Here is a 15,076-nt window from a genome sequence, read left to right as displayed (position 1 = left end):
GGGTGGAGCACCCGTGCCGCCCGGCGACTCATCCAGTTCTACCGACGCCCCACCGGCCTGGCAACGAGCCCGTCTACTACCCGCCCTCGCAGCCGAGGACGGACGGCCCGCCGACCCCTCGACGGGCATCCGGGCAGGCGGGCGCCGACGCGGGGCGTGGCTGGGAACCTTCACGGTCTACTATCCCGGCTCGTATGTGACGTGGGTCCTATGGGACGGCTCACCCCGAGACGGCCCGGATGTCGCTGAACGTCACCAGCCGTACGCACCCCGGGGGAGCCCGCGGGAGCCCGGGCGGTACGGCGTGAAGGGGCTGCGGCGGGGTGACGCGCCCACCCCGGTACCGCATCAATCGCGTCACCCTGGATGGCAGTCCGGTAAACGGCGCGCGGCCTCCACCAGGGCGGTAGGTGCTCTCGCGCCGGTCGCGGCGGGCGGTGGACCACGTTCGCGCGCGGTCCGGGCGTGCGGGGCGCACACCGCGAGCTGCGGGGACACCCGAAAGCGATCCGATATCCGGATGACCTGTCCGTAAAGCGATCCTCCGTTGGTGACCTTCCTTCAGATCTGGCAGCCTCAAACCCAGTTGAGCGCCGCATAAGAGATGCGGCGCCGAAATCAACCTTCGAATCGAAAGTGAGTCCTGTCGTGCGTCACCGCCTAGCGACCGTTTCCGCAGCCGCGCTCCTTTGCCTCGCAGGCGCCACCGGCGCGGCGCAGGCCCAGCCCGCGAGCCTGTACGCCCCCTCCGCCATGGTCTTCACCGTGACCCAGGGCGAGAGCATCACCACCGGCACCGTCCTGCGCGCGACCACCCTCAGCTGCGCCTACACCGCCGAGGGCACGCACCCCGCCCCCCGGGCCGCGTGCGATGCCCTCAACGCCACCGGCGGCGAGCTCAACCACCTGCTGGCCGCCCCGGATCCGGCCCGCGCCTGCCCGATGATCCACGACCCGGTCACCGTCACCGCGAACGGGGTCCTGCGCGGCAGCCACGTCGCGTGGACGCACACCTTCCCCAACGCGTGCGTGATGTCGGCGACCCTCAACGACAACCCGGTCTACGCGTTCTGACGTCCCGGAGCCGTCCCGGAGCCGTCCCGGAGCCGAAGATCGCCCGCCCGATCGCTCGGGTCAGGTTCCCTCGGGAGCGGGCGCGAGGGCGGGCATGAGGGTGGCGAGCACCGACGCCATGTACCCCTCGGGCAGAGGACGCGTACGGAGCAGCCACGTGTGGTAGACCGGGCCGTAGATGATCTCCACCGCGAGTTCGAGGTCCAAGTCGGCCCGGATCTGTCCGGCTTCACGGGCCTTGGCCAGGCGGGCCACGCAGCCGTCGATGGCGACCCGCAGGATGCGCGTGACCCCCTCCGCGGCGGCCTCCTCGCTCTGGGCGGCTGCGATCAGGCCGCGCCAGAGCGTCCCGAAGTCCGACTCGAAGAGGTGCATCACGTTGGTGGTCTGGGTGACCAGATCGGTCTGGATCTCGCCGGTGTCGGGGAAGCCGGCGGAAGCGTCCCGGGCCGCCTCGATCGCCTCGATGAGGATGGCGGCCTTCGAGGGCCACCAGCGATAGATCGTCGTCTTGCCCACGCCGGCCCGTCCGGCGACGGCCTCGATCGTGGTCGCGGCGAAGCCCCGTTCGACGCTGAGGGCGACGGTGGCGTCGAGGATGGCTTGGCGCGCGTCTTCGTTGCGGTGAGCAGGTGGCACGAGTCGATCCTAGCGCCACGTAACGCTACGTCTCGTGTTGACAAGTGCCCGACCGCGCTGTCATCGTAGCGGAACCGCAACGGTTCGTTTCGTATCGAAATGCTTGTTGCGCAACGGGGGCGTCGCCGCCACCTTCGGGTGGCGGCGACGCAAAACACGCGGTCGGCGTCGGAGGCAATCCGATGCACAAGCATTGCAACTTGTCCGCATCCGGGCCGTTCGTCACTCTTATCCCCTCGGGACCACAGTCGCCATCCGAGGGAGCGCCGATGAACCTGCGAGACGAACTTCCGGTCGATCATCCCCTCAGCCGGGTCTACCGGATCGGTGCCGCCCTGTGCGGACTTCTCCTCCTCGTCTTCGGCTGCCTCGGCTTCGCCGACAGCCTGTCCTTCTTCGACACCGCTGGGCGGAGCGTGGCCGGCCTGTCCACCAACGGGTTGCTCAGCGCCATCTCGGTGGTCGTCGGCCTGCTGCTGTTCGTCGCCGCGCTGATCGGGGGGAACGTCGCGTCGAACGTCAACATCGGCGTCGGGGCGCTGTTCGTGCTCAGCGGATTCGTCCACCTGTTCCTTCTGGGGCGGCCGGGCAACGTCCTCGACTTCGGCATGTCCAACGTGATCTTCAGCTTCCTGATGGGGCTCCTCGTCATGAGCTTCGGCATGTACGGGCGCGTCAGCGGCGGTCTGCCCCACGACAACCCCTACTGGCGGAAGCGCCACCCCGGCCGGGCCGACGGTGTCGGTCAGGAGCCCCGGACGGCTCTTACGGCCCTTGACGCCCACCTGCCGGGTCGGTGAGAGGGCCGCGGCGGGCGCGGCGGTGAGCGGGCCCGCGATCAGCCAAGAACGAGATCAGCCGAGAGACGGAGGAACGCATGTCCGGATCCGGAGTGCCGCCGGGTGAGACGCCCCCGGCCGAAGGTTCAACCGCGTCCGCGCACCGCGAGCGTGCGGACGGGGGACTGTGGGAGCACCCGGGAGTGTTCGTGCTCCTCATCGTGATCGGGGCTCTGATGATCGCCGGGTTCTTCATCGCCCGGATCTGGGGTTGGTGACCTCGGGCTCCGAGCGCCGGGACGGCGGCTGGGCGCCGGGGTAAGCCGCCCCGGCCCCCCAGCTCCCCCGGCCCCCGACAGTCGGCTCGCCCTCAGCGTCGTACGAGGGCGAGCCGGCGGTTCATTTCGGCCAGGAAGCGCACCACGACGTGCAGTTCGTCGGCGTCGAACTGCGCGCGGACGGCATCGGTGGACGTGGCCAGCGGACGGAAGTACTCGCGCGCCGCGACCCGGCCCGCCTGGGCGTAGTGCACGTGCACCACGCGCCGATCGTCGGCCGAACGCACCCTGCTGACGTGGCCCGCCTTCTCCAGTCGGTCGAGGCAAGCGGTCACCGCGCCGGACGTCAGGTTCATCCGCGCGCCCAGCCGGCCGGGGGTCATCGGCCCGGCGTCCTCCTCGTGCTCCGCGTCGAGCACCGCGATGAGCGCCTGGACATCGGTCAGGTGCAGGCCCTGGGCGTGCGCGAACTCCTGGGCGATGCGGTTGAACTCCGCGTTCATCGCGCGCAGCAGTACGGCGAAGGACTGCAATCCGATCGGGTCGTCGTACGGAAGTACGGGCAGGGGCGTGTCGGCGCTTGGCATGGCACCAGCATATGATCTCTCAATGGTTGAGATACTTCACCATTGAGAAACTAGGGGAGACCTTGATGACGCACACACCGCGATGGGCCCGCTGGCTGGTACCCGTCGTGCTGCTGGTGACGTGGCTCGGCATCGGCGGAACGCTCGGTCCGTACGCGGGCAAGCTCGGCGAGGTCGCCACGAACGACCAGGCCGCCTTCCTGCCGCAGAGCGCCGAATCCACGAAGGTCGTCGAAGCGCGCAAGGGCTTCGAGCGCTCCGAATCGGTCCCCGCGATCGTCGTCTGGCAGGCCTCCGGGGGCGGCGCCGTCACCGACGAGCAACAGCGGGCAGCGAGTCGGGCCGTCGCGGCCCTCGACGGGCACGAGGGCATCACCTCCGCGCCGTCCCCGGCCCTGCGCTCCGAGGACGGCCGGGCCCTGCAGGCCGTGGTGCCCCTGGCCCCCGACCTCGGAGAGGAACTGCCGGCCGTCCTGGACGACGTACGCGCTGCGGCCCGGACCGTACCCGGGCTGAGCGCGAGCATCGCCGGACCGGCCGCCACCCAGGCCGACCTCGCGGACGCCTTCGCCGGTATCGACGGGCTCCTCCTGGGCGTCGCGCTCGGCGCCGTCCTGCTGATCCTGCTGCTCGTCTACCGCAGCCTGCTGCTGCCACTCGTGATCATCATCAGCGCCGTGTTCGCCCTCGGACTCGCCTGCGCGGTCGTCTACGCGCTGGCGGACCACGGCGTCGTTCGGGTCGACGGCCAGGTCCAGGGCATCCTGTCGATCCTGGTCATCGGCGCCGCGACCGACTACGCACTGCTGCTGGCCGCCCGGTTCCGGGAGGAACTCGCCGCCCGCGACGACCGCGTGTCCGCCGCCTTGGCGTCGCTACGACGCTCGGCGGGCGCGATCACCGCCAGCGCCGCCACCGTGGCCCTCGGACTGCTCGCCCTCCTGGCCAGCGACCTGACGAACAACAGGGCCCTGGGGCCGGTCGGCGCGATCGGCATCGTCTGCGCGGTCCTGTCCACGCTGACGTTCCTGCCCGCCGTCCTGGTCCTCCTCGGCCGCGCCGCGTTCTGGCCGGCCACGCCGAAGCCGGCCGACGCCACCACGGAGGGCCACCGGCTCTGGCGCCGCGTCGCGGGCCTGATCGACCGTGCGCCGCGCCGCGTCTGGGTGTCGACGACCCTGCTCCTCGTCCTCCTGGCCGCCTTCGCGCCGACGCTCAGCTCCCGGGGCGTTCCCCTCGACGAGATCTTCGTCAAGGACGCACCCTCCGTCGCAGCCCAGGAGACCCTCGGCCGACACTTCCCCGGTGGGTCGGGCCAGCCCGCAGTGATCATCGTCGACGCGGCCAAGGCCAAGGAGGTGGAAGCGGCGGTGCGGGCCACCGACGGAGTCGCCTCCGCCGCGCCCGTCACCGCCTCCGGCCGGCCCGGCGCGGGTGAGCCCCTGGTCGTCGACGGCAGGATCCGCATCGACGCCACACTCACCTCGGCCGCCGACAGCGACGCCGCCAAGAACACCGTCGCCGAACTCCGGAGCCGCGTCCACGCCGTGCCGGGAGCCGAAGCGCTGGTGGGCGGCTACACCGCCCAGAAGTACGACACCGAACGGACGGCCGCCCGCGACCGGACCCTCATCGTCCCGATCGTGCTCGCCATCATCCTGCTGATCCTCGTCCTGCTCCTGCGCTCCGTCCTGGTCCCCGTCCTGCTCGTGGCCACGGTGGCTCTCAACTTCCTGGCCACCCTCGGCGTTTCCGCCCTGGTCTTCCAGCACCTGCTCGGGTTCAGCGGCACGGACGCCTCGGTACCCCTGTACGGATTCGTGTTCCTCGTCGCCCTCGGTGTCGACTACAACATCTTCCTGATGTCCCGAGTCCGCGAGGAGACCCTCACGCACGGGGTCCGGCAGGGGGTGCTGCGCGGGCTGACCACCACCGGCGGCGTCATCACCTCGGCCGGCGTGGTCCTGGCCGCCACCTTCGCGGCCCTGATGGTGATCCCGCTCGCCTTCCTCTTCCAGATCGCCTTCATCGTCGCCTTCGGAGTGCTTCTCGACACCCTCGTCGTCCGGTCCCTTCTCGTCCCCGCCCTCGTGATCGACATCGGGCCGAAGAGTTGGTGGCCCAGCCGGCTCGCCCGGGAGGAAGGCGCCAAGACCGCCGGGACGGGCGCGGCGCACCCGTAGGAACCGCGCCGACGGGGCCCCGTACGAGGTGGTCAGCGGTGACCCAACACATTGATCACCCGGCCATTGGGGTCGCGGACGAAGAATCGCCGCACGCCCCACTCCTCGTCCTGGAGGGGGTGGACGATCTCCGCACCGCTGTCCCGCAGGAGCGCGTAAGCCGCGTCCACATCATCGACCTCGACACTCATGTCGGGGACGACGGGCGCTGTCTTGTCCTCGGCCATGAAACTGACCTGCGCCGCCGGGGCCGACGGGGAGGCGAGGGTCATGATCCAACCGTGGTTCATGACCTCCTCGAAGCCCAGCAGGCTGTAGAACTCCCGGCTCTCCGGCACGGCTTCGGACCGGACATTGGGCACGACACGGCGAACGACCATCGGTACTCCGAACACGAAGGGGCCGGGCGGCTCGGACGAGTCGCCCGGCCCCATGCTCTCGCGCGGCCCCGGCCGGATGTGGCGTACCTGCCGTCGTGCACGTCCGCGCGAGCCCATCGGAGGAACCTCTGTGGATCCTCAAGTCCCTTGCCGTTCACGGAAGACGCCCGACACGATGATCGGCATGACTGGATTCTTGGGACAGAACACCAAGCACAATTTCGTGCTTCTCGTCCGGGACGCGGACACGGTCGCGTCGGCCTTGCGGCAGGCCCTGGCCGAGGCCTCCCCCGAGGAGCGACCGGGCCTGGAGCGCGCCGTCGCACTCGTCCAGTCCGTGGCCGCGGACAGCGAGCCGCAGCTGCGCGCCCGCTGGGTCCGCTCGCGGTTGGCCGCCGTCGGTTACACGGGGGACATCGACTCGGCCGCCGCCGTGAAGGCGCTGCGCCAGGCGGAACCGAAGTTGAGCCTGCTGGCCGCGGCGGAACTGCAGAGGGACGCCGTGGCCCACACCGGGTGACCCGACGAGCGCTCGCGGTGCGGAAGCCTACCCCGCCGCAGGCGGGGCCCGCCTCAGGGCGGTGATCCCCCCGCCTCGCCGTGGGCCCGGACGAGCTGGTCCAGGTCGCCGAGCCGGTCCAGTCCGCTCACGGCCCGGGCCATGCGCGGGTTGCCCTCCAACCGGGCGCGGTGCCGGTCCAGGAAGCTCCAATAGCCGACGGTGTAGGGGCAAGCGCGTTCGCCGCTGCGGTCGGTGGGTCGGTAGCGGCAGCCGCCGCACAGGTCGCTCATCCGGTGGATGTAGGCCCCGCCGGAGGTGTAGGGCTTGGTGGTCATCAGTCCGCCGTCCCCGTACTGGGACATGCCCACCACGTTCGGCAGCATCACCCAGTCGTAGCCGTCCACGAAGGACCGGTGGAACCAGTCCGTCACCTCGGCCGGGCCCCAGCCCCGCTGGAGGGCGAAGCTGCCGAGGACCATCAGCCGGGGGATGTGGTGCGTCCAGCCCGTGTCCCGGACCTGCGCCAGTACGGTCGACAAGCAGCGGGCCTCCACGGCGTCCGCGTCCAGTTCCCGGAACCACGCGGGTACCGGTGCGGTGTGCCGAAGGGCGTTGCGGTGCCGGTAGTCCTCGCCGAGGTGCCAGTAGAGGTGCCACACGTACTCGCGCCAGCCGCACACCTGCCGGATGAACCCCTCGGCGCTGTTCAGCGGCACGTGCCCGGCCCGCCAGGCGTCCTCGGCGCGGGTCACGCACTCCCACGGGTCGAGGAGACCGAGGTTGAGGGAGGAGGAGAGCAGGCTGTGGCTCATCACGGGGTCGTCGGCGAGCATCGCGTCCTCGTGAGCGCCGAAACCCGCGAGGCGGTGGGTGACGAAGTGGTCGAGCGCGGCGAGGGCCTCGCGGCGGCTCGCGGGGAAGAGGCGGGGGCCGTCGCGGCCCACGAAGGTGATGCCCTCCTCCCGTTCCCAGCGGTCAAGATCCCGCCGGACCTCCTCGTCGATCTCGTCCTCCCGGGGCCGGTACGGGGCCGGCGCGCCCAGGGTGTCCCGGCCCCGGGGCGGGGGTTCGCGGTTCTCGTGGTCCAGGTTCCATCGGCCGCCCGCCGGCCGGTCCCCGTCCATCAGGATGTCGTGGGCACGGCGGGTGTTCTCGTAGAAGTTCTCCTGGAGCAGCCGTCGGCCGCTCTGCCGCGCGACCCAGTCGCCGAACTCGCGGTGGCCGACCAGGAAACCGCGGGCGGGGTGGACCGTGACCTGCGGCAGCGACGTGACCAGGGCGAGAGCCGCGCGCGAGGTCGGATGGTGCACGGAGACGGGGTCCGTGCCGGCCGCCCGCGCCAGACCTTCCCGGTAGGTCTGCGCCGTGACGTACAGCGCGTTCCCACCGAGGTCGGCAGCCCGGTGCCGCATGGCGCTGAGGACCAGATGGGCCTTCGCCCGGTGGAAGCGCCGACGCCTGAACACGGCCCGGGACTCGATCAGGAGCCACCGGGTGTTCCTCGGCGTCCCGCCGGCGGCCGTGGCGGTGAAGTGGGGGCCGAGTTGGTCGCCGAACAGCCAGTGCACGGGGCTCATGCCCCCATCCAACCAACCCGGTCCGGTCGACCGGCGGCCGACACGGCCGCGCCGCAGCGGCGGGTGCCTGCGGTACCGAGCGCTCCGGACGACGTCCCTACCGGGGCCCACCCGCGATCCGGCGGGTGGCGGAGCGCAGCGCGAGCGCCATCACCACTTCGAACACGCCGAGCAGGACGAGCCACAGTCCCAGGAGGCGGGTCAGGGCGATCGCGGAGTTCACCGGGAAGCAGAGCACGACGATTCCGGCGACGGCGCCGAGAAGACCCACGCCGAGCAGCATGCCGCGGTGGACCAGCGCGCGGTCGGCGATCGCGACGTACGCGGTGAGGACTCCCGTCAGCAACCAGAAGACCCCGACGATCAGGGACAGCGCGCCGATGGTCTGCATGGGGTGCCGCAGGACCAGTACGCCCGCCAGGAAGGCCAGCAGGGCGATGAGGACGCCCGCCAGCCGGCTCCCGCTGCGGTCATTGCTGTGGGAGAAGGCGGTCACGAACCTGAAGCCGCCCGCCACCAGCAGCTGGAGTCCGATGATCACGGCCAGGATGTGCAGCGTCTCATCGGGCCAGACGAGTACCAGGATGCCGGGGATCAGGGTCGCCAGCGCGAAGCCGAGGGCCCAGTGCCACGAGCCTCCGAGCTGTTTGAGGAAGTCCTCGGGGTCGCCGTGCGTGTACTGCGGGGCCGTGTCGGGGGATCCGGTCATCACGCCTCCCGTGCGGGCCGACGGCTCGCGGGGGCACCTTGAAGCCGCCGGAAGTGCCCTATTCGATCGTGAATTTTCATATTAGGCCGTGGTGTGACGGCCCGCTGATCCGGAGGCCCGCCACCGGGGTACGCCCACGTGCCCCGACCCACCGCCCCCGCCGCGTGGCAGACCTGTACGGCGCAGTTCGGCGTGCCGGTCAGGGCCGTGCCGGCTTGACTGGGGGCGTGGACAGCGACCAGCAACCCTCCGCCGTGGCGTACCGGAATCTGATCATGGCGACGGTGGGGTTCGGGCTCACGTTCTGGGCGTGGGATCTGATCGCTCCGCTGGCCGCCGGGTACAAGGACCGGCTCGGCCTCAGCTCCTTCCAGCAGTCCTTGCTCGTCGCGATCCCGGTCCTCGTCGGCTCCCTGGGACGCATCCCCGCAGGAGCCCTGACCGACCGCTACGGCGCCCGGCTGATGTTTCCGCTGGTGTCCGCGCTCACCATCGTGCCGGTGCTCCTGCTGATCCCGGTGAAGGACGACTACGTCCTGCTCCTGGTGGTCGCCCTCCTGCTCGGCCTGGGCGGAACCACCTTCGCGATCGGTGTCCCGCTGGTCAATTCGTGGTTCCCGCCCGGGCGGCGCGGCTTCGCGCTCGGCGTCTTCGGCATGGGCACCGGAGGCGTGGCCCTCTCGGGCTACTTCACCCCGCGCATCGCCGCACACGGCGAGAACCTGCCCTTCGTCGTGGTCGCCGTCGCCCTCGCGGTGTACGCGGTGCTCGCCGCGATCCTGATCACCGACCGTCCCGGGCGCCCGGTGCCCAGCGCCTCCCTCGGCTCCCGGCTCCGGCAGGCCGGCAGGCTGAGGGTCACGTGGGAGCTCTCGGCCCTGTACGCCATCGGGTTCGGGGGAGTCGTGGCGTTCGGCGTCTACCTGCCGACCTACCTGAAGACCTGGTACGACCTCACCCCGACCGACGCCGGCACCAAGGCGGCGGGCTTCGCCCTGGTCACCGTGATCTTCCGGCCCATCGGGGGCCGTCTGTCGGACCGCTTCCACCCGGCCCTCGTCACGTCCGCCGCCCTGGCGGTCGTCGCCCTGTTCGCCGTGGTGCAGGCCTTCGACCCGCCCCTCGCCCCCTTCGGAACCGTCGCCCTGCTGTTGATGGCGGCCGGACTCGGGGCGGCGGGCGGCAGCGTATTCGCCCTGGTCTCCCAGGTCACTCCGCAATCCCGGGTGGGCAGCGTCACCGGCATCGTGGGCGCCGTCGGCGGCCTCGGCGGATTCGTGCCACCGCTGCTGATGGGCGCCATCTACAGCGCCAAGGGTTCGTACTCGATCGGCTTCATGCTGCTGTCCGACCTCGCGCTCGCCGGATGCGTGTACGCGTACGGCCGCATGCGCACGCTGCGCGCGAGCCCGTGAGGCTCCGCGGGCCCCTTCGACCCGGCCGGTGTGCCTACTGCGTGGAGGCCCCGGACGGGCTGCCGGCCCGGTGGTCCTGGAGGGTGCGGTCCAGGTCGGTGACGATCCGCGCGAACGCCTCGTGCGTGGTGGGAGCGTTGAAGGCGTGGTGGGCGGTCCGGCCGCGCTGATGGAGCATCAGCGTCCAAGGGCGGTGGGCGGCGCGGATCGCCTCGGCGGGCGGTGAGCCGGGGTGGACGGCGATGGTGTGGTCAAGGCCGTCGATGCGGTAGACCAGCCCGTGCGTGACCGCCCGGTCGGCCTGTTCGGGATGCCAGCAGAAGCGGGCGGCCGCATCGTCGAGTCCGGCGAAGCGGTGCAGTGCGTGGAGGTGGTCCAGTGCGTGCTCGTGGAGGTCCTGGTGGCGCTGCTGCACCCATAAGGCCATCGGCCGTTTCCCGTCTCGATCCCCGCCGGTACGTGAGCATTGAACAACGGTCAGTACGGGCCGCCCCGGTTACGTCCCAGTACAGTCCGAAACCGGACCCAGGCAGGCGCGAAAGCGGTCCGCCCCCGGATGGCGCTCCTCGCTCGCACGTTCGGTGGGACCGTCTTGGGCCGCTCGGTCCAACCGGCCGCTCGATGCGGCACTCCACGGGCAGAAGGTCCCCCATGGACAGCGATCGCGAGATGGACCCGGCCCATCGGACGCCCGAGGGCGTCGACGAGAAGACGGTGCGCGCCCTGGGCGCGCTTTCGAAGGCGCTGGAGACCACGGAGCGGGCCCGCGGCCACCTCTACGGTTTCCACCAGCTGACCGGGACGGCGGACTTCGAACTCGGCGACGCGGCCCGCCTGCTGCGCGAGGCGGGCCACGAGGAGCAGGCCCGGCGGGTGGAGCGGGAGATCGTCGGCCGCAACGTGATCCCGGGCCACTGGACGTTCCAGATCGTCGAGGCCTACAACTCCACCTATTACCGGCCCTTCGCCGCGGTGGAACACGACGTCGTCGAGGAGGTCGCCGGGGGACGCGACCACCTCCTGGAGGCTCGCCTCAAGACGATCCGCCGCACTACGGGGCACCCGGACCACACCGCGACACCCCCCACCACCTGACCGGAGGAGGAGGGACCGTCTAGCGCGCCACCGCCGCCAGGAGGGGGGTCCGCTCGTGGTGCGCCAGTCGGTCCCGGTGGGCCTGCCTGCGTGCGGCGTGCACGCTCCGTCGTGCCAGGCACAGTTCGCCGGCCGGGACGTGGCAGGTCGTGCACGGCACCGCGTACACGCCGTGCCGGAAGCGGCGGTGCGTCTCGTACACGGCGTCCAGCATCGCGTCGAGCCCCGCCGAGTAGGCCGGCGGCGCGGGCGTACGGACGGCTGACCTGGGCGACTGGCGGGGGAACAGGGCCGGGATGGGGCTCATGGAGGTGCGGCTCCTTGTGCGGCGGCGCGGCGGCGGCGTGCGGGGAATCGATGTCTCCTGTCCCCGTTCCCAATTTTCCGCAGTTCAAGATCCTTGCCCGGAGAAGCCCGCCCCACGACGTCAGCCCGGCCCCCGAGGGGGCCGGGCAGGGGCGAATGAGCGGACGCACGCATGGCGGTACGTCACCCGCCGCCGGGCGCAACGGTTTTCAGCTGCGCCGGGAGCGTCGCGATGCGCCGCCGCACCCACGGGGCGCGGCTCGTCGTCCCGATCAGGCGTGATGGCGCGAGCGTCGGGTGCCGGTGACCAGGCGGTGGACGATCAGCAGGATGACGGAGCCGACGATGGCGGCGATCCAGGTGGAGAGGTGGAAGAAGCCGTTGATGGAGTCGACGCCGAATATGACCTTGCCGAGCCAGCCGCCGAGCAGGCCGCCGGCGATCCCGATGAGCATGGTGATGACGACGCCGCCCGGGTCCTTGCCCGGCATCAGTGCCTTCGCGATGAAGCCGGCGAACAGGCCGATGAGGATCCAAGCGATGATGCCCACGATGTTTCTCCAGGTGGTGGATGAGGCGGTGTCACGGTGCGTCTGTACGCGCCGCGCGCTTTGAAACGGCCGCCGCGCCGAAACGGGACGTTCGAACCGAAGGGTGGGGTCGAAGGACTCCGGACGCACGCCGGAGTCCGGACGCACGCTGGAGGGGGAGCGGCTCCGTGGCGTGCGGACCCGGGAAATCGACCAAAGCCGCGTGCACGGCAACAGGACTCATGAAACTCGTTTCGCGTATTTCTTGACGGGTGTGGGGGTCAGGCGTAAAACTCGGGGAGCGTCAGCACGGACGGCAGCGTCCCGGGGGGACACCTCGGCGACGGATCCACTCACCCGGGGAGATGAAATGGACACCCTCACCACCCACGCGCCGGTCGGAACGGGCGAATCGGTGACGGAGACCACACATCTCCTCGAGCCGCTGCCCCGCGTCGCCGACCCCCGTGAGGTCGCTCCCGAAGACGCCCGGGCCCTCTCCAAGACCTTCTTCGAGCGGCTCCGCACCCTGGACGAGGGCACCCACGAGCGCCAGTACGTCCGCAACACGCTGATCGAGATGAACCTGTCCCTGGTCCAGTTCGCGGCCCGCCGGTTCCGCAACCGCACCGACGGTACGGACATCGAGGACATCATCCAGGTCGGCACCATCGGCCTCATCAAGGCCATCGACCGCTTCGACCCCACCCTCGGCAACGAGTTCGCGACCCTGGCCCTGCCGTACATCACCGGGGAGATCAAGCGGCACTTCCGCGACACCACCTGGGCCGTCCGCGTCCCGCGCCGCCTGCAGGAGCTGCGCATCGCGCTGGCGCGCGGCAAGGAAGAACTCCATGCGGTCCTCGATCGCGCGCCGACCGTCCGGGAGCTGGCGGAGCACCTGGAGATCACCGACGAAGAGGTGGTCGAAGGCATGGTCGCCGCCAACGGCCACTCCAGCCAGCCCCTCGAACAGGAGACGGACGATTCCTCCGCGGCCGCCGTGCGGCCGCTCGCCGAGATGCTCGGCAGCGAGGATCCCGCGATGGAGCTCTTCGAGGACTTCCGCACCCTCGCCCCGCTGCTGAGTCGGCTCGAGGGACGCGAGCGGCTCATCCTGCAGATGCGCTTCGGCCAGGAGATGACGCAGGCACAGATCGGGGAGCGCCTGGGCATCTCCCAGATGCAGATCTCCCGCATCCTCACCCGCACCCTGGCCCGCCTCCGTGAAGGCATGCTCGCCGACTGACCCCTCCACCCGGCCGCGGAGTCGGCGCCCACCGGCGGGCAGCGCCCACGGCGCCTGCCCGCCGGCCCTCCTCGGCGCGCTCGGCGCCCAGCGACGAGGGAGCCCCGGGCGCGGCGGCGGCGACCGGGCCGGCGATCCGTTCCTGCCACTTCGCCGCGGCCCCCTCGACCGCCCGGAGGTCCCGCAGCCCCACCTCGTCGCCGGTCAGCAGTCGGGCGAGGCCGTCGGCCGAGGCCTTCTCGTCCCTCAACCCCTGCCGGTAGGGGGCCGGGAAGTCCGCGCTGCCGGTGGCACCGAAGCCCCGGATGCCCGTTTCCTGGTTCAACAGCGCCGTTTCCAACCGGATCGCCATCATCAGGGCCGGCCGCTCCCACGCGCAGTCGGCGCCGCGTGGTCCAGGTGGACAGGCCCCGGGTAGGGGACGGCCCCTCAACTCCGGTCGTCTCCTGCGCCCCTCCAGCGTCGCGGGCTCTCCCGGGATGCGGTGCGGCCCGCAGCCTCGAGAGGCTTGCCTGACAACAGATGTTGTCGAGGATGGGGGAAGCCGCCTACAGTGCCTGGTATGCCGGGTAGAGACTCCTCCTCGCCGACCGCGTCCCAGGACGCGGCAGCCGTGACGCGGGCGGCCGTCGCCGACCTCGCGCACCGGCCAACCCCCAGCTCGCCAACGCCTGCGGCAGCAGCCGACAGGGTGCCCGCCGGCGATGGCCCGGTCCGTATGACCACGTGCCCGACGGCGAACCTCAACACACCCTCACGGAGCATTCGATGATGACCGCGCCCGCACGCCCCCACGACGTCCTGCTCGTCGAGGACGACATGGCCGATGCCATGCTCATCGAGGAGGCCCTCTCCGAGCGCGGGACCCGCAACCTCGTTCAGGTCACCGACGGCGTCGCCGCCCTGGAGCACCTGCGCAACCCCGACAGCGCGCGGCCCGACCTGATCGTCCTCGACCTCAACATGCCCCGCATGAACGGCCGTGACCTCCTGCAGATCCTCAAGAACGACGAGGGCTTCCAGACCATCCCCGTCGTCGTCCTCACCACCTCCGCCGCCCCCGAGGACGTGAGCGGCGCCTACAGCAGCCACGCCAACGCGTACGTCACGAAGCCCGTCAACCTCGACGAGTTCGAACGGGCCGTCCAGAGCATCGACGCCTTCTACCTGGACACCGTCACTCGACCGCGCCCCTGAAACCCGCCCGCCCCGGACGGAGGGACGCTCCGGCGGTCACTCGGTGCGAGCCGCAGTCGAGGCAGGCCCCGCGGCTCAACCAAGCTTCAGGTGCGCGGTGATCCGCTTGCCGTCGGCGTGCGGGGTCACCGTCAGCTCGTCGGCGAGGCTCTGGACCAGTGGCCATCCGTAGCCACCGATCCGGATTCCGGCGGGCGGACCGGTCTGCGTCACGGGTGCTTCGCGACTGCGGTCGGCCACGGACACCCGTAGTACGCCGTCGCGGACGTCGGCCTGGAAGCCGGCGAGGCCGCCGCCGTGCCGGATGGCATTGGTGACGAGTTCGGTGGTGACCATCAAAGCGTCCGTCACGGCACCCGGGTCGCAGCGAAGTCCGGAGTGCAGCAGCAGGTCCGACACCTGGTCGCGGGCGTCCGCGGCCGTTGCCGGGAGCGAGGTGTTCGGGTTCGTAGGGGTGGTTTCAGGGCGGCCCGTATACCCGCCCGACTCATCGCTCCCTCGTGACCGTCCCATGTCTCCGCATCTGTCCCGTGTCGAATCGACCACGCGATCCTCGCACACCCCCGCCCGGCGCGG

General features: G+C 71.0%; 18 protein-coding genes and 1 pseudogene. 9 read left to right on the top strand and 10 right to left on the bottom strand.

The window, feature by feature from the left end; genetic code table 11:
• Positions 1-648: 648 nt before the first annotated feature.
• Positions 649-1,074 (top strand): subtilase-type protease inhibitor, encoded by a 426-nt coding sequence (locus tag ACFY0I_RS36065; RefSeq protein WP_388903796.1) that lies wholly within the window; start codon positions 649-651, stop codon positions 1,072-1,074.
• A 60-nt stretch (positions 1,075-1,134) separates the two neighbouring features.
• Here ACFY0I_RS36065 and ACFY0I_RS36060 read toward each other — a convergent pair whose 3' ends face one another.
• Positions 1,135-1,713, bottom strand: a complete 579-nt coding sequence (locus tag ACFY0I_RS36060) for a TetR/AcrR family transcriptional regulator (protein ID WP_388903794.1) — start codon at positions 1,711-1,713, stop codon at positions 1,135-1,137.
• Positions 1,714-1,982: 269 nt separating this feature from the next.
• Between ACFY0I_RS36060 and ACFY0I_RS36055 the strand changes: the two genes are divergently transcribed.
• The gene (locus tag ACFY0I_RS36055; RefSeq protein WP_388903793.1) at positions 1,983-2,513 is read left to right on the top strand and encodes a DUF4383 domain-containing protein; all 531 of its coding nucleotides are present in this window, start codon (positions 1,983-1,985) and stop codon (positions 2,511-2,513) included.
• A gap of 77 nt (positions 2,514-2,590) precedes the next feature.
• Positions 2,591-2,770 carry a DUF6480 family protein gene (locus ACFY0I_RS36050; protein WP_388903792.1) on the top strand — a complete coding sequence of 60 codons (180 nt, stop codon included), beginning with the start codon at positions 2,591-2,593 and terminating at the stop codon, positions 2,768-2,770.
• A gap of 92 nt (positions 2,771-2,862) precedes the next feature.
• Here the strand turns inward: ACFY0I_RS36050 and ACFY0I_RS36045 are convergent, their stop codons facing one another.
• A complete protein-coding gene (locus ACFY0I_RS36045) occupies positions 2,863-3,357 on the bottom strand; it encodes a MarR family winged helix-turn-helix transcriptional regulator (protein WP_388903790.1) in 495 nt (164 codons plus the stop codon).
• Positions 3,358-3,422: 65 nt separating this feature from the next.
• Between ACFY0I_RS36045 and ACFY0I_RS36040 the strand changes: the two genes are divergently transcribed.
• Positions 3,423-5,540 (top strand): MMPL family transporter, encoded by a 2,118-nt coding sequence (locus tag ACFY0I_RS36040; protein WP_388903789.1) that lies wholly within the window; start codon positions 3,423-3,425, stop codon positions 5,538-5,540.
• 32 nt (positions 5,541-5,572) lie between these two features.
• On the opposite strand, the gene ACFY0I_RS36035 is transcribed toward ACFY0I_RS36040, so the two are convergent.
• The gene (locus ACFY0I_RS36035; RefSeq protein WP_388903787.1) at positions 5,573-5,920 is read right to left on the bottom strand and encodes a VOC family protein; all 348 of its coding nucleotides are present in this window, start codon (positions 5,918-5,920) and stop codon (positions 5,573-5,575) included.
• A 184-nt stretch (positions 5,921-6,104) separates the two neighbouring features.
• Here ACFY0I_RS36035 and ACFY0I_RS36030 point away from each other — a divergent pair, with 184 nt between their 5' ends.
• The gene (locus ACFY0I_RS36030) at positions 6,105-6,440 is read left to right on the top strand and encodes a hypothetical protein (protein ID WP_388903785.1); all 336 of its coding nucleotides are present in this window, start codon (positions 6,105-6,107) and stop codon (positions 6,438-6,440) included.
• Positions 6,441-6,493: 53 nt separating this feature from the next.
• Here the strand turns inward: ACFY0I_RS36030 and ACFY0I_RS36025 are convergent, their stop codons facing one another.
• Positions 6,494-7,999 (bottom strand): cryptochrome/photolyase family protein, encoded by a 1,506-nt coding sequence (locus ACFY0I_RS36025; protein WP_388903784.1) that lies wholly within the window; start codon positions 7,997-7,999, stop codon positions 6,494-6,496.
• A 97-nt stretch (positions 8,000-8,096) separates the two neighbouring features.
• The gene (locus tag ACFY0I_RS36020; protein WP_388903782.1) at positions 8,097-8,708 is read right to left on the bottom strand and encodes an HdeD family acid-resistance protein; all 612 of its coding nucleotides are present in this window, start codon (positions 8,706-8,708) and stop codon (positions 8,097-8,099) included.
• Positions 8,709-8,983: 275 nt separating this feature from the next.
• On the opposite strand from ACFY0I_RS36020, the gene ACFY0I_RS36015 reads away from it, so the two are divergent.
• Entirely contained in the window at positions 8,984-10,123 is a 1,140-nt protein-coding gene (locus tag ACFY0I_RS36015) for a nitrate/nitrite transporter (RefSeq protein WP_388903803.1), read from the top strand.
• A 34-nt stretch (positions 10,124-10,157) separates the two neighbouring features.
• On the opposite strand, the gene ACFY0I_RS36010 is transcribed toward ACFY0I_RS36015, so the two are convergent.
• On the bottom strand, positions 10,158-10,550 hold the full coding sequence (locus tag ACFY0I_RS36010; protein ID WP_388903781.1) for a hypothetical protein: 393 nt from the start codon (positions 10,548-10,550) through the stop codon (positions 10,158-10,160).
• Positions 10,551-10,774: 224 nt separating this feature from the next.
• Between ACFY0I_RS36010 and ACFY0I_RS36005 the strand changes: the two genes are divergently transcribed.
• A complete protein-coding gene (locus ACFY0I_RS36005; protein ID WP_388903780.1) occupies positions 10,775-11,218 on the top strand; it encodes a hypothetical protein in 444 nt (147 codons plus the stop codon).
• A gap of 19 nt (positions 11,219-11,237) precedes the next feature.
• Here the strand turns inward: ACFY0I_RS36005 and ACFY0I_RS36000 are convergent, their stop codons facing one another.
• Positions 11,238-11,525 carry a hypothetical protein gene (locus tag ACFY0I_RS36000; protein WP_388903779.1) on the bottom strand — a complete coding sequence of 96 codons (288 nt, stop codon included), beginning with the start codon at positions 11,523-11,525 and terminating at the stop codon, positions 11,238-11,240.
• Positions 11,526-11,796: 271 nt separating this feature from the next.
• Entirely contained in the window at positions 11,797-12,075 is a 279-nt protein-coding gene (locus tag ACFY0I_RS35995) for a GlsB/YeaQ/YmgE family stress response membrane protein (RefSeq protein ID WP_388903777.1), read from the bottom strand.
• 349 nt (positions 12,076-12,424) lie between these two features.
• Here ACFY0I_RS35995 and ACFY0I_RS35990 point away from each other — a divergent pair, with 349 nt between their 5' ends.
• Complete coding sequence (locus tag ACFY0I_RS35990) at positions 12,425-13,303, top strand: SigB/SigF/SigG family RNA polymerase sigma factor (protein ID WP_388903776.1); 879 nt, start codon at positions 12,425-12,427, stop codon at positions 13,301-13,303.
• Here the strand turns inward: ACFY0I_RS35990 and ACFY0I_RS35985 are convergent.
• A complete protein-coding gene (locus ACFY0I_RS35985) occupies positions 13,257-13,655 on the bottom strand; it encodes a CHASE3 domain-containing protein (protein WP_388903802.1) in 399 nt (132 codons plus the stop codon). The genes ACFY0I_RS35990 and ACFY0I_RS35985 overlap by 47 nt on opposite strands.
• A gap of 302 nt (positions 13,656-13,957) precedes the next feature.
• Between ACFY0I_RS35985 and ACFY0I_RS35980 the strand changes: the two are divergent.
• Positions 13,958-14,500, top strand: a pseudogene (locus ACFY0I_RS35980) (response regulator); the annotation flags it as partial.
• A gap of 75 nt (positions 14,501-14,575) precedes the next feature.
• Here ACFY0I_RS35980 and ACFY0I_RS35975 read toward each other — a convergent pair.
• A complete protein-coding gene (locus tag ACFY0I_RS35975; protein WP_388903774.1) occupies positions 14,576-15,013 on the bottom strand; it encodes an ATP-binding protein in 438 nt (145 codons plus the stop codon).
• Between the last annotated feature and the right edge of the window lie 63 nt (positions 15,014-15,076).

Source organism: Streptomyces sp. NPDC001568 (genome assembly GCF_042893755.1).
Classification (GTDB): Bacteria; Actinomycetota; Actinomycetes; order Streptomycetales; family Streptomycetaceae; genus Streptomyces.
This window is presented reverse-complemented; position numbering and strand designations above follow the sequence as displayed.